At 68.8% G+C, this 13,085-nt stretch carries 11 protein-coding genes and 2 riboswitches; of the genes, 6 read left to right on the top strand and 5 right to left on the bottom strand.

The features are described 5' to 3' along the window. Window positions 1-184: 184 nt before the first annotated feature. The gene (locus RF637_RS10415) at window positions 185-556 is read left to right on the top strand and encodes a Rieske 2Fe-2S domain-containing protein (protein ID WP_085107873.1); all 372 of its coding nucleotides are present in this window, start codon (window positions 185-187) and stop codon (window positions 554-556) included. Window positions 557-595: 39 nt separating this feature from the next. On the opposite strand, the gene RF637_RS10410 is transcribed toward RF637_RS10415, so the two are convergent. Both RF637_RS10410 and RF637_RS10405 read right to left on the bottom strand, forming a co-directional pair. Further along, window positions 596-2,413, bottom strand: a complete 1,818-nt coding sequence (locus RF637_RS10410) for a glycoside hydrolase family 15 protein (protein ID WP_368844788.1) — start codon at window positions 2,411-2,413, stop codon at window positions 596-598. A 104-nt stretch (window positions 2,414-2,517) separates the two neighbouring features. Further along, complete coding sequence (locus RF637_RS10405) at window positions 2,518-3,360, bottom strand: SDR family oxidoreductase (RefSeq protein ID WP_064846535.1); 843 nt, start codon at window positions 3,358-3,360, stop codon at window positions 2,518-2,520. Between the two features lie 234 nt (window positions 3,361-3,594). Here RF637_RS10405 and purS point away from each other — a divergent pair, with 234 nt between their 5' ends. The 5 genes from purS (at window position 3,595) to cls (ending at window position 9,163) form a co-directional block, all read left to right on the top strand. Then, window positions 3,595-3,852: a phosphoribosylformylglycinamidine synthase subunit PurS gene (gene purS / locus RF637_RS10400; RefSeq protein WP_035960791.1), complete on the top strand. Its 258-nt coding sequence runs from the start codon at window positions 3,595-3,597 to the stop codon at window positions 3,850-3,852. Window positions 3,853-3,854: 2 nt separating this feature from the next. Then, window positions 3,855-4,646 carry a phosphoribosylformylglycinamidine synthase subunit PurQ gene (gene purQ / locus RF637_RS10395; protein WP_368844787.1) on the top strand — a complete coding sequence of 264 codons (792 nt, stop codon included), beginning with the start codon at window positions 3,855-3,857 and terminating at the stop codon, window positions 4,644-4,646. A 160-nt stretch (window positions 4,647-4,806) separates the two neighbouring features. Then, window positions 4,807-7,104: a phosphoribosylformylglycinamidine synthase subunit PurL gene (gene purL / locus RF637_RS10390; RefSeq protein ID WP_368844786.1), complete on the top strand. Its 2,298-nt coding sequence runs from the start codon at window positions 4,807-4,809 to the stop codon at window positions 7,102-7,104. A 39-nt stretch (window positions 7,105-7,143) separates the two neighbouring features. Next, window positions 7,144-7,659, top strand: a complete 516-nt coding sequence (locus tag RF637_RS10385; RefSeq protein WP_098053516.1) for a GNAT family N-acetyltransferase — start codon at window positions 7,144-7,146, stop codon at window positions 7,657-7,659. 13 nt (window positions 7,660-7,672) lie between these two features. Next, complete coding sequence (gene cls / locus RF637_RS10380) at window positions 7,673-9,163, top strand: cardiolipin synthase (protein WP_368844785.1); 1,491 nt, start codon at window positions 7,673-7,675, stop codon at window positions 9,161-9,163. A gap of 181 nt (window positions 9,164-9,344) precedes the next feature. On the opposite strand, the gene RF637_RS10375 is transcribed toward cls, so the two are convergent. From RF637_RS10375 to RF637_RS10365, 3 genes are all read right to left on the bottom strand, one after another. Beyond that, complete coding sequence (locus tag RF637_RS10375; RefSeq protein WP_131332228.1) at window positions 9,345-10,409, bottom strand: alcohol dehydrogenase; 1,065 nt, start codon at window positions 10,407-10,409, stop codon at window positions 9,345-9,347. 157 nt (window positions 10,410-10,566) lie between these two features. Continuing rightward, the gene (locus RF637_RS10370) at window positions 10,567-10,959 is read right to left on the bottom strand and encodes an SdpI family protein (protein WP_222119037.1); all 393 of its coding nucleotides are present in this window, start codon (window positions 10,957-10,959) and stop codon (window positions 10,567-10,569) included. Window positions 10,960-11,244: 285 nt separating this feature from the next. Then, on the bottom strand, window positions 11,245-12,672 hold the full coding sequence (locus tag RF637_RS10365) for an LLM class flavin-dependent oxidoreductase (protein WP_144997104.1): 1,428 nt from the start codon (window positions 12,670-12,672) through the stop codon (window positions 11,245-11,247). A 77-nt stretch (window positions 12,673-12,749) separates the two neighbouring features. Further along, window positions 12,750-12,864: riboswitch (SAM riboswitch) on the bottom strand. Window positions 12,865-12,992: 128 nt separating this feature from the next. Then, window positions 12,993-13,084: riboswitch (SAM riboswitch) on the top strand. Window position 13,085: the final 1 nt, after the last annotated feature.

The raw sequence follows: 13,085 nt of genomic DNA, 5'->3' as shown, positions 1-13,085 counted from the left end.
CCCGGTCACGCCGTTCGGACGACGCCGCGGTGCCCGTCCGCGCGGCCGGGCATGATGGCGCGACGAGGCAGTCCGGAGCGGGCGGGCACATCGGCGCTATGGCGCAGACCGGAGCAGTCGGACGGGACGGCGCGAGCGGCGTCGTCATGCAGGGCCGAACCGCTCGGACCCGCGGAGACCGTTCATGAGGCCCGGGGAAACCGCCCACGGATGGGAACGGATCACCGTGGTCTCCGCGGTGGCGGAACCCCTCGACTTCGTGACGGCCCGCTCGAGCGCGGGCCCGGTGCTCGTGACCCGGGATGCCGACGGGGCGCTGCACGTGCTGTCCAACACGTGCCCACACCAGCAGGCCACGGTGTGCCGGGAGGCCGCGGGGCGCGCCGAGAGCTTCGAGTGTCCCAACCACTACTGGGTGTTCGGCCCGGACGGCCGGTTCCTGGGATCGCGACTGGCCATGGCCGCCGGCCGGCAGCTGCCGCACGACCCGGCCAAGGACCTCCCCGCGGCCGCCGTGGATGTAGTGGACGGCTGGGTGGTGGCGCGCTTCGACTGAGCGGACCTCGGCGTTCGTCGTCCCCTGCTGGAGCGCGTCCTACTCGAGCGCCGCCTGCTCAAGTGCCACGGCGGCGTTGAGCAGGGCCAGGTGGCTGAGGGCCTGCGGGAAGTTGCCCAGAAACGAGTTGTCCTCGGGGTCGATCATCTCAGTGAACAACCCCACGTCATTGGCGAGAGGGAGCATCTCGTCCATGAGGTCCACGGCCTCCTCGCGGCGGCCCACCGTAGCCAGCGCCGCCACGGTCCAGAACGAGCACGCCACGAACGCTCCCTCCTCCTTCTCCATGCCGCTGTAGCGGTACATGAGCGCACCGCGGCCCAGCTCCTCCCGAACGGCGTCGATGGTCGAGGACATGCGGGGACCACGATCGAACCCGGTCATCGCGTGCAGCAACACGGACACGTCCAGCTCGTCGGTTCCCGGGTACCAGACGTACGCGCCCCGTTCCTCGCTCCAGCCCTCGGTCTCGATCCACTCCCGGATCCGTTCCCGTTCCGAGCGCCACCGGTCCACGCACCCGGGGATGTGACCGGCCTCGGCCAGTTTCACGGCCCGGTCCAGGCCGTGCCAGCACCCCAGCTTGGAGCTCGTGTAGTGCCGGTGCTCAGGCAGTTCCCACATCCCGGAGTCGGGGCGGCGCCACAGGTCGCACACCGCGTCCGCGAGGTCGGCGAACATCCGGGCGGTGGCGGTGTCCAACACGTTGCCGCCGCCCACGTAGAGGTGCGCGATGTCGAAGACGTCCCCGTACACGCCCAACTGCAACTGGTCCGCGGCGTCGTTGCCCGAGACCACGGGGCCGATCCCCCGCCACCCGGGGGCGTCGTACTCGGTCATCTCGGAGGCGGGGACCTCGCCGTCGAAGCGGTTGAGGACGTGCAGGTCGGGGGTCTGTGCCCGGGCTCGGCGCAGGATCGTGGACACCTGCGCGTGCACGTCCTCCTGCTCCCCCAGTCGCAAGAGCGAGTGCAGGGTGTAGGTGGCGTCACGGATCCACGCGAAGCGATAATCGAAGTTCTTGGTGCCCTCCCTGTTCTCGGGAAGGGACGTGGTCGCCGCGGCCGCCACGGAGCCCGACGGGCTGTGGCTGAGCAGTTTGAGCGCGAGGGCGCTACGTTCGACCTCCGCGCGGTAGGGGCCGTCATAGTCGAGCAGATCACGCCATCGGCGCCACATGTCCCGGGTCATGGCCACGTTCTTGCGGATCTCACGGGGCGAGGGCAGGCGCAAGGGCTCACCGTGCGTGGCGACCACCGCGAGCAGGTGCTCGGAATCGGGGCGCGTGGTGAACCGCCCGGAGATCTGCTGGGTCCCCACCTGCGCTTCCCCCGCGTCGTCGGTGCGGACCCCCATGCCCACCCGGTTCGTGCGCAGCACGGGCTCCCCCGCGATCATCTCGACCCACGGGGAGACGGTGTTGAACATGGTGCCCGGGGCCACCCGCCACACCATGGCCACGTTCCCGGTCACACCGTCCACCGAGCGGGCCAGTTCGTTCCACGGCAATTGCCCCGTGGACCCCATGTTGAGGGAATCGGTGACCCGCACAGTCCCCGAGGCCGTGGAGAACGTGGTGGTCAGGATGTTGGTCCCGGGGACGTACTCCCGGGTGACCTCGAACTCCTCCTCCGGGCGCAGCTCGATGCACCCGCCGTGCTCGGCGTCGAGCAGCTTGGCGAACGGCGGCGCGGAGTCCAGGTCCGGGACGGGGTACCAGTCCACGGATCCGTCCTGGGCCACCAGCGCCACGGTGCGCCCGTTACCCAGGGCTGCGTAGGAACGCAGGTCCACGTAGCCGTCCCGGCGCCGGGTCACCTTGTTCAGGGGCTCGGCGGGGTCGGGGGTTGCGTTCACGGGGCTCGTTTCTCTCGTGGGGCGGGACGGGAGGACGGCGGATCGCGCCGCGGGAACGGCACGACCCGCCATCCGGAGGACTCGCTGACGTCAGCGCGGCCGGGTCACAGGATCGGGCTGCCGCCAGTGACGGCGATCCTCGCCCCGGAAACGTAACTACCGTCGTCGGACGCGAGCAACACGTACACCGGGGCCAGTTCTGCGGGCTGGCCGGCGCGCCCGAGGGGCTCCGCGTCCCCGAAACTCTCGAGCTGCTCCGCGGGAATGGTCGAAGGGATCAACGGTGTCCAGACGGGCCCGGGGGCCACGCTATTGACGCGGATCCCGCGCTCCCCGAGCAACTGCGCGAGACTGGCCGAGAAGTTGGCGATCGCCGCCTTGGTCGCCGCGTACGGCGCCAGGGTGGGGACCGGCATGTCCGAATTGACCGACGAACTGCCGATGATCGCCGATCCCGGCGCCATGTGCGGCACGGCGGCCTTGGCCAGGTAGAAGTACGCCCCCACGTTGAGCTTGAAGGTGTGCTCCCACTCCTCGTCGGGGATCTCCTCGAGGCTCTCGCGCGTCATCTGGTAGGCGGCGTTGCTCACGAGCACGTCCACCTTGCCGAACTCCTCCACGGCCTTCGCGATCACGGCACGACAGTGCGCCGCTTCGGACAGGTCCCCGGGGACCAGGACGGCCTTGCGTCCCGCCTCCTCGATGTAGCGGGCGACGTCGCGGGCGTCCCGTTCCTCCTCGGGCAGGTAGGTGATCAGTACGTCCGCGCCCTCGCGGGCGTAGGCGATAGCCACCGCTCGGCCGATCCCGGAGTCACCACCGGTGACAACCGCGGCCTTGCCCTCGAGCTTGCCCGATCCGCGGTAGCTGTCCTCACCGCAATCGGGGACAGGGTTCATCTCGGCCTGCAGTCCGGGGGCCTCTTGCTGTTGTTCAGGGAATCCCATGACAGTGTCCTCTCTGGTGGAGCGGGTCCGGGCGAGCTCTCGCGCTTCGCCGACCCGGTGACCGGGAGGGCTCCCGGGCGGGCCGACGCTCAGCACACTTTCCATCGTAGGGGACGCCCGTGTCCGGAAACATCCCCTGCGGGCCGCGCACGGCAGCTCTGCCGTCTGCCCGCGGCCCACCCGCGGGCCGATAGGATGGGCGAGGATTGGCCCGTAAGCGCAGGAGTAGTGGAAATGGCCCGTATCGTCGTTGACGTCATGCCCAAACCGGAAATCCTTGACCCGCAGGGCAAGGCGATCGCGAATGAGTTGCCCCGGATCGGGCTCAGCGGTTTCACGGAGGTGCGCCAGGGCCGCCGGTTCGAACTCACGGTCGAGGGCGAAGCGGACGAGCAGGTGCTCGCCCAGGCCCGCGAAGCCGCGGAGAAGCTACTGTCCAACCCGGTGATCGAGGACGTCGTGAACGTCTCCGTGGCCCCCGAGGAGGACTGAGCGTGGCCCAGAACCTCACGGCCGAGCAGACGCCTCTCGTGGCGGACCTCTCCGAACCCGCCACCGATTCTCGACTCGCGGACGTGCGGGTGGGTGTCGTGACCTTCCCGGGCACGCTCGACGACCGCGACGCCGCTCGCGCCGTCGAGATCGCCGGCGGCACCGCGGTGCCGCTGTGGTACGCAGACAAGGACCTCAACGGTGTGGACGCCATGATCCTGCCCGGTGGCTTCTCCTACGGGGACTACCTGCGCGCCGGTGCGATCGCCCGCTTCGCCCCCCTCATGGACAAGATCGTGGACGCTGCCAATGCCCGGGAGGGCATGCCGGTGCTGGGGATCTGCAACGGTTTTCAGGTACTCACCGAGGCCCACCTGCTGCCGGGGTCCATGATCAAGAACGAACAGCTCAAGTTCATCTGTCGGGACCAGGCGCTGCGCGTGGAGAACACGGACACTGCGTGGACCGGGCGATTCGAGCAGGGCCAGACCATCGTGGTGCCGCTGAAGAACCAGGACGGGCAGTACGTCGCGGAGCAGCGCACCCTGGACGAGTTAGAGGCCGAGCACCGGGTGGTCTTCCGCTACGCGGGCGGCAACCCCAACGGTTCCCGCAACGACATCGCCGGGATCACCAACGCGCGGGGCAACGTGGTGGGACTCATGCCCCACCCCGAGCACGCCGTGGAACCGGGCTTCGGCGCCGATCTTTCCGGCTCCGGTCCGGTCCAGATGCGCCAGGGAACAGACGGGCTGGACGTCTTCGTCTCCGCCCTGGAACACCTATTGCGCTGACCCGTCCACGCCGCGCTCGCCCGCAGCGAGGACCGCGGCGTCCCATCCGTTCGTCATCGGGCCAGTTCGGGGAACCGCACCCGGCCCACACCATGCCTCCGCGTGAGCGCCCGCCCGGCACCGCACGCCCCATCGTTCGCAAAGGGATCTAGTAGTCGTCATGAGCGAAACCCACTTCAACCTGGACACCGTGGAGCACGCCGCCTCCACCCCGGACACCGAGCTGCCCTGGGCGGAACTGGGGCTGAACGAGACCGAGTTCGAGCGCATCAAGGAGATCCTGGGCCGCCGCCCCACCGCGGCGGAACTGGCCATGTACTCCGTGATGTGGTCTGAGCACTGCTCGTACAAGTCCTCCAAGGTGCACCTGCGCCAGTTCGGGGACAAGGTCACGGACGAGATGCGCAAGAACCTCATGGTGGGCATCGGTGAGAACGCCGGCGTCACGGACATCGGGGACGGTTGGGCCGTGACCTTCAAGATCGAGTCCCATAATCACCCGTCCTACGTGGAGCCCTATCAGGGTGCGGCCACGGGCGTGGGCGGGATCGTGCGGGACATCATCTCCATGGGTGCCCGCCCGGTGGCCGTGATGGACCCGTTGCGTTTCGGCGCGATCGACCACCCGGACACCCAGCGTGTGGTGCACGGGATCGTGGCCGGCGTGGGCGGCTACGGCAATTCGCTGGGGTTGCCGAACATCGGCGGAGAGGTGGAGTTCGACCCGTGCTACCAGGGCAACCCCCTGGTCAACGCGCTCGCCGTGGGCGTGATGCGCCACGAGGACATCCGCTTGGCGAACGCGTCCGGGACGGGCAACAAGGTGGTGCTCTTCGGCGCGCGCACCGGCGGGGACGGGATCGGCGGCGCCTCGGTGCTCGCGTCCGAGTCCTTCGACGACTCCAAGCCCTCCAAACGCCCCGCGGTGCAGGTGGGTGACCCCTTCGCGGAGAAGGTGCTCATCGAGTGCTGCCTGGAACTGTTCAAGAGCTCGCTCGTGGAGGGCATCCAGGACCTCGGTGCGGCGGGCATCTCGTGTGCCACGTCCGAGCTCGCGTCCAACGGTGACGGCGGCATGCGCGTGGACCTCACCGAGGTCCTGCTGCGCGATCCGTCCCTGACCCCGGGCGAGATCCTGATGTCCGAGTCGCAGGAACGCATGATGGCCGTGGTCACCCCCGAGAAGGTCGCGGGCTTCGAGGCCGTGATGGCCAAGTGGGACGTGGAGTACTCGTGGATCGGCGAGGTCACGGACACCGGCCGCCTGGTCATCGACTACCAGGGTGAGGTCATCGTGGACGTGGATCCCCGCACCGTGGCCCACGACGGTCCCGTGTACGAACGCCCCTACGCGCGCCCCGAATCCCAGGACGCCCTGCAGGCAGCCCACTTCACGGGCTCCCCGGAGGACGCCGCCCGCCCGTCCGGCGCGGAGCTCGGCCCTGCGCTCGTGGAATTGATGGCCTCCCCGAACCTGTGCTCCAAGGACTGGGTCACCGACCAGTACGACCGCTACGTTCAGGGCAACACCGCCATGGCCATGCCGGATGACGCCGGCGTGATCCGCGTGGACGAGCGCACCAACCTGGGCGTGGCCCTTTCCACGGACTCGAACGGTCGCTACACCCGCCTGGACCCGTACCAGGGCGCCCAGTTGGCGCTCGCCCAGGCGTACCGCAACGTGGCCACCGCGGGCGCGCGCCCCGTGGCCGTGTCCGACTGCCTGAACTTCGGTTCCCCCGAGGACCCGGACATCATGTGGCAGTTCGCGGAGGCCGTGCGCGGCCTCTCGGACGGGTGCCAGACCGTGGGTGTGCCCGTGACCGGCGGTAACGTCTCCCTCTACAACCAGACCGGCGGCGTGGCCATCAACCCCACCCCGGTGATCGCCATGATGGGCGTGTTCGACGACGTCACGCGCCGCACGTCCTCGGGCTGGAGTGAGGATGGCCAGGCGATCTATCTGCTCGGCGAGACCGCGGACGAGCTGGACGGCTCCGAGTGGGCGCGCGTGCGCGGCCACCTGGGTGGGTTGCCCCCGCGCGTGAACCTGGCCCGCGAGCGCGTCCTGGGTGACATGCTCATCAACATGTCCCGGGACGGCATGATCGACGCCGCGCACGACGTCGCGGAGGGCGGCCTCGGGGCCACGCTCGCCGAGATGGCGTTGCGCTTCGGCGTGGGCGCCCGGATCGGCCTCGGTGAGGTCGCCGAGCGGGACGGCGTGGACCTGTTCACGCTGTTGTTCTCCGAGACGCAGGGCCGTGCCGTCGTGGCCGTGCCGCGCTCGGAGGAGGTGCGCTTCCAGGACATGTGCACCGTGCGCCGCTACCCGTTCGCGCGGATCGGCGTGGTGGACACCGAAGCCGGGGCCCTGGACTTCCAGGGCGAGTTCACGGTGGCGCTGGACGAGCTGAAGATCGCCCACGCATTAACCCTGCCCCGTCACTTCGGCTGACGGGCCGGGACCACAGCACGAGAACCCTCGGAGGGAGCCATGTTGGACGACATGCCGCGGCCGGTTCCGCCGCAGCCGTTGCGCACGCAGCGGTTGGAGCTGCGCGCGTTCACACCGGACGAACTCGAGGCCGTGGCCGGGGGCTCACGACTGCCCCAGTTCGCGCCGGGTTTCCCCACCCCCGAGAACGAGGACTGGGCCCGGGAGGCGATCGAGGCCGGTGAGCACTTCTTCACGGAGAGCGACTGCGCCCTGCTCGCCGTGATCCGGCTCAGCTCGGGGCAGATCATCGGCGCCGCGGGGTTCGCGGGACCCGCCATGGACCACGAACTGGAGATCAAGGGGTCCATCGTCCCGGAGCACCAGAACCAGGGGCTGGCCACCGAGGCCTTGCGCGCGCTCGTGGACCGCGCATTCGAGGACCCCGGGATCCGTGCGGTGCACGGCTCCGTCCCGGCCGACCACGAACCGGCACGCCGGGTGCTCGTGCGCTGCGGGTTCGTGAAACGACCCTCCGAGGGCTCGGAGGACACCTACTACCTGCGGCGCCCCTGACGAGCGGTCACGGATGTACCCCTGGATACCCTTCGACCTGCTCCCCGCGGACACCCTGCCGGAGTGGATCCTCATCATCCTGGCGGTCCTGGACCTGCTCCTGAAGATCCTGGCCCTGGGCTGGATCCCCCATCAGCGCCGTCCGTCCGTGGCGCTCGCGTGGTTGCTCGCCATCTTCCTGATGCCGTACGCGGGGCTCCTGTTGTTCGTGGTGATCGGTTCCACCCGGTTACCGCGTAAACGCATGGCCAAGCAGGCCCGGATGAACCACGTGATCCAGGAGAACACCCCCGAGCGCCTCCCGCTGGGGCCCGAGCTCGCCGAGTACCCGGAATGGGTGCGCACCACCGCGGAGCTGAACCAGAACCTGGGCGCCCTGCCCATGGTGGGCGGTAACGACTTCGAGATCCTCACCGACAATCACGATTCCATGGCCCGGATGGCCCGGGACGTGGACCGCGCCACGGACTACGTGCACTTCGAGTTCTACATCGTGGCCGTGGACCAGGTCTCCCGAGAGCTGCTCGATGCCCTGATCCGCGCCCACGAACGAGGTGTGCGCGTGCGGATCCTGATCGACCACGTGGGGTCTCTGGGTTACCCGGGGTACGCGGAACTGGTCCGCCAGTTCAACCGTTCCGGGGTGCCGTGGCGGCGCATGCTTCCCATCCGCCCGTGGCGCGGTGAGTGGCAGCGCCCGGACCTGCGCAACCACCGCAAGATCCTGGTGGTGGACGGCCAGGTGGCCTACACGGGCTCACAGAACATCATCCACCGCTCCTACAACAAGAAGAAGAACCTGCGGAAGGGCCTCGAGTGGAAGGACCTCATGGTCCGGGGCACGGGATCCGTAGTCACCGAGTTGAACGCGGTGTTCGTCTCGGACTGGTACTCGGAAACCGACGACCTCCTGCTGGACGAGACCCCCGCCGCGCTCGAGCACACGGCCGAGCCCATGTACGCCCAGGTGGTGCCGTCCGGGCCCGGGTTCGAGACCGAGAACAACCTGCGCCTGTTCAACCACCTGATCTACAACGCCAATCACCGCGTAGTGATCTCCAGCCCGTACTTCGTCCCGGACGAGTCCCTGCTCCACGCCATCACCACGGAGGCCCAGGCGGGCGTACGGGTGCAGTTGTTCGTGGGTGAGACCTCGGACCAGTTCCTCGCGCAGCACGCCCAGAACTCGTACTACTCCGAACTCGCGCGCGCCGGGGTGGAGATCTACCGCTACAGCTCCCCCACCGTGCTGCACGCCAAGTTCGTGCTCGTGGACGACATCGTCTCCGTGATCGGTTCCTCCAACATGGACGAGCGTTCCTTCGCGCTGGACCTTGAGGTCTCCGTCCTGATCGTGGACGAGTCGTTCCGCACCCGGATGGAGGACGTCGTGGGGCAGTTCCGCGCCAACTCCACCCTCTTGGACCTGGACGCCTGGGAGAAACGCTCGCTGGGGCGCAAGTTCGTGGAGAACGTCTGCCGCCTTACTTCCGGCCTGCTCTGACGCGCCCCGGACGACGACGCCGCGGAGCCGGGCGCGGCGTCGTCCGTCCCCTCGGTGCCGCCCACCCGGGGCGGGCGCGAGTGTCCGTTCCTCGCCCGGGTGCGCGAACGCCGTCGCCGCCCGCAGAGATCGGGGTGGCGACGGCGTCGTCGTGCACGGTGGGCACGGGGCCCGGTGCGGATCAGCCCGCTACGAGCACCGCGCGGCCGTTGAACGTGCGGTTGCGCAGGCCGTCCAGCGCGGAGTTGACCTCCTGTGCGGTGAGCGGGAGCTCCGTGATGGGCGGCTTGGGCAGATCCGTGTCCTGGGCGAGCGCCACGAGCTCCTTGAGTTCGGGAAGACTGCCCACGAAATTGCCGCGGATGTTCAGCAGGTTGAACGCGGTGAGCGCGGTGGGGAACTGGTACTGGCCCCCGAACAGGCCCACGCTGACCAGGGTCCCGCCGTTGGCCATGGCGAAGAGCGCGGCGTTGGAGGTGTCCCCGTTGTTGACGAGGTCGATGGCCGCGGCAATCTTCTCCCCGCCGGCCCGGACGATGTCGCCCACGAGGTCCTCGCCGCCCACGGCCACCGTGGCGGACGCGCCCACCGCCTGGGCGTTCTTCAACGCGGCCTCGCTCATGTCCACGGCCACGATGTTCTCGTGACCCAGGGCCTTGAGCACCGCAATGGTCATCAGCCCTACACCGCCCGCGCCGATCACGGCCACGGGCTTATCCGCGGGCAGTGGCATGATCTTCTTGACCGCTGAGTAGGAGGTCAGGCCGGAGCAGGCGAGCGTGGCGCCGAAGGACGGGTCGATGTCGCCCAGCGGCACCAGGTAGCGCTCGTCCGGCACGTGGACCTCCTCTGCGTAGCCGCCGCGGCGCTGCACCGAGAGGTTGCGCTTCTTCCCGCTGCAGTAGTTCTCGCGGTCCTCCGAACAGGCCTGGCACTCGCCGCAACCGATCCACGGGAACACGATGTACTTGGTGTCCCCGGGCGTCACCGTGGCGTCCGGTCCCGCGGCCACGACCTCCCCCACGATCTCGTGCCCGAGCACCACGGGGTACTGCGCGCCCGCCGCGGTCAGTTCGTAGCGTCCGGCGCTGCCGAGGTCGAAGTACCCGTCCTGGCAGTGCACGTCCGAGTGGCAGACCCCCGAGTTGGTCACGCGGATCATGACCGCGGAGCCTTCCAGTTCGGGCCGTTCCACCTCGAGTTCCTGGGCTGCTCCGCCCGGCTCCGTGTGCGCGAAAACCTTCATGGCCACTCCTTCGTTGCGTGTGTGTAAGTCGCCTTATCAGGTGAGCTGTGTCACTACTCTAGGCCGCTACGCCGAGTTGTCCACGGGTCCGTGCCCGTCGCATCGGGGGACGACGACGCCGCTGATGCGCCCCGGTCTCAGGCGCGGGGTTCCGGTCTCAGGCGCGGGGTTCCGGAGCCGACTTTTGCGCGGCCCGCCGAGCGGCGCGGTTGGCAGGCCCCACGGCGGACACCAGCACCGCGACCTGCAGCAGTACACCCGCCAGCCCGGCGACGATGCCCCATTCGGGCCGCCCCAGAACGAGCAACACGATCGCCGCCACCACGGCACACACGGCCACGGGAACGGACCACCGCACCCTCGGAAGGGCCGCGGCGTGACCCGCGGACCACGCGGCGTCGGACGCGCGCGTGTGCCGGGTCCGGAGGCCCACGGCCCCGTTGCGATCGAGCGAGCCGACGGCCGCTGCCCTGACGGTCACCACGGTCACGACGCACACCAGGACCGTGCTGAACGACAGCATGATCACTCCGAGCAGGTCCTCGTCCACGGTTCCCTCCGGGTCACGGGCATTTCCTCCACCCTACGACCGTCACGGATCCGGGCACTGCGGATCCGGTGACGTCATCCGCGAACGCCTCCACCGCAAGGTGCTCCGCCGCAGGGCAGAACCCAGTGGGGAATCCTGGTCGTCGTCAGCTGACACAAGGTCATGACGAGGTCGCTCTCTTCCGCATCGCCAGGGATGGGGCGGTCACGGTGACCGGGGTCGACGACGCCGCCCTGCCGGGCCTGCGGGACCGGGCGCGAGCGGCGTCGTCGTCGGAGGGAGGTGTCAGCCCACCAGCTCGCGGGACGGCGTGTCCGCGACGGAGGGCTCGCCCACGAACGCGCCGCGGTACTTCGCGGCGGGGTGGGTGTCCTTGACCCGCGGCTGGCCCTCGCCGTAGAGGGACTCGCGCAGGGTGGTGCCCTCGTACTCGGTGCGGTAGCGCCCGCGCTTCTGCAACTCGGGGACCACGTACTCCACGAAGTCCTCGAAGGAACCGGGGCTCACGTGGTAGGCCAGGTTGATGCCGTCCAGGCCGCCCTCGTCCACCCAGGTCTCGAGCTGATCCGCGACGGTCTGCGCGGAACCCACGAGCACGGCACCCATCCCGCCCAAGGCGCAGTGCTTGGCGATCTCCTCGCGCGTCCACTGCTTGTCCTTGGACTGCAGCGTGAACGGGGTCAGGAAGGACTGGATGGAGTCGGTCTTGATGTAGTTCAGGGCCTCGTCCTCGTCGAACTGGGACAGGTCCACGCCGGACCACCCACCGATGATCGCCTGGGAGGCCTCCAGGTCCACGTATTGCAGGTAATCGCGGTACTTCTCCTGGGCCTGCTCGTCCGTGTCCGCGACGACCACGGAGAGCATCGCGTAGATCTTGACGTCGTCACGGCTGCGGCCCTCGGCCTGAGCCCGGTCGCGGATCTTGTCAGTCACGAAACGCGTGAGGTCCGGGCGCAACCCGCCGATGAACACGGCTTCCGCGTGCTTACCCGCGAACGCCTGCCCGCGCGAGGACGCGCCGGCCTGGAAGATCAGCGGTGTGCGCTGCGGGGACGGTGCCGTGAGCCCCGCTCCGGGAACCGTGAAGTGCTCCCCGCTATGCCGGATGGGATGGACCTTGGTGGGATCCGCGTAGACACCCGTCTCACGGTTCTGAACCACAGCGTCCTCCTCCCACGAGCCCTCCCAAAGCTTGTAGCACACGTCCAAGAACTCCTCCGCGATCTCGTAGCGCGTATCGTGCTCAATCTGGCGCGGCAGGCCCTGGTTCTCCGCAGCGGACGGAAGGTAGGAGGTCACCACGTTGAATCCCACGCGGCCCTTGGTGAGGTGATCCAGTGTGGCGTACTTGCGGGCCAGGGTGTAGGGCTGCTCGTAGGTCACCGCGCTCGTCACGCCGAAGCCCAGGTGCTCGGTCACGGCGGCCATGGCCGAGACCTGCATGAACGGGTCGTTGACCGGGACCTGGGCCCCGTCACGCACGGCCGGAGCCGCGGAGTTCTTGTAGATGTCGTAGATGCCCACCACGTCCGCAAGGAACAGGGCGTCGAACTTGCCCCGCTCCAGCAGCTTGGCCAGCTCCGTCCAGTACTCGATGGTGTTGTACTCGGTGGCCCGGGACCGCGGGTGGCGCCACAACCCGAAGCTCTGGTGATCCACGCAGGTCATGTCGAACGCGTTGACGGAAATCCGTTTGCTCATCTCGGTCAGCCCCTCAGCAGGAACACGACCCGCGCCCCGTGCACCACCTACGGCGGCCTACCTTGCGGGTCCAGCGCGCTTGTGTGGCGCCGTACTTGCCGCATGCGGTGTGTCATGCGGCCCGATCCTCACCTGGGGCACCCCGCTACGGGAGAGGGTTGCCGTCCGACAAGCCAGGGCTAAACGTCGGCACTCGTGATCGTTGTGGCATCGATCCTAACGGGGATCCCCGGTCCTCGGAAACACCTCGGGTTACGGCACGTCACGACGGCGCCCCGGCGCGTCACACGATTTGCACCCGCGGGCTCCCGGCCCGTTCAATGGTGGGGTTCCCATCCGGAGCGGCTGAGAGACCTGGCTCGTTGACGTCGCAGCAACCAGCCCCACGCGGGCAAGGTGCTAATGCCAGGAACGATGGAGTT

Source organism: Kocuria sp. CPCC 204721 (genome assembly GCF_040980945.1).
Classification (GTDB): Bacteria; Actinomycetota; Actinomycetes; order Actinomycetales; family Micrococcaceae; genus Kocuria; species Kocuria marina.
The sequence above is the reverse complement of the archived record's forward strand: the minus strand, read 5'-3'. Positions and strand labels throughout refer to the sequence as shown.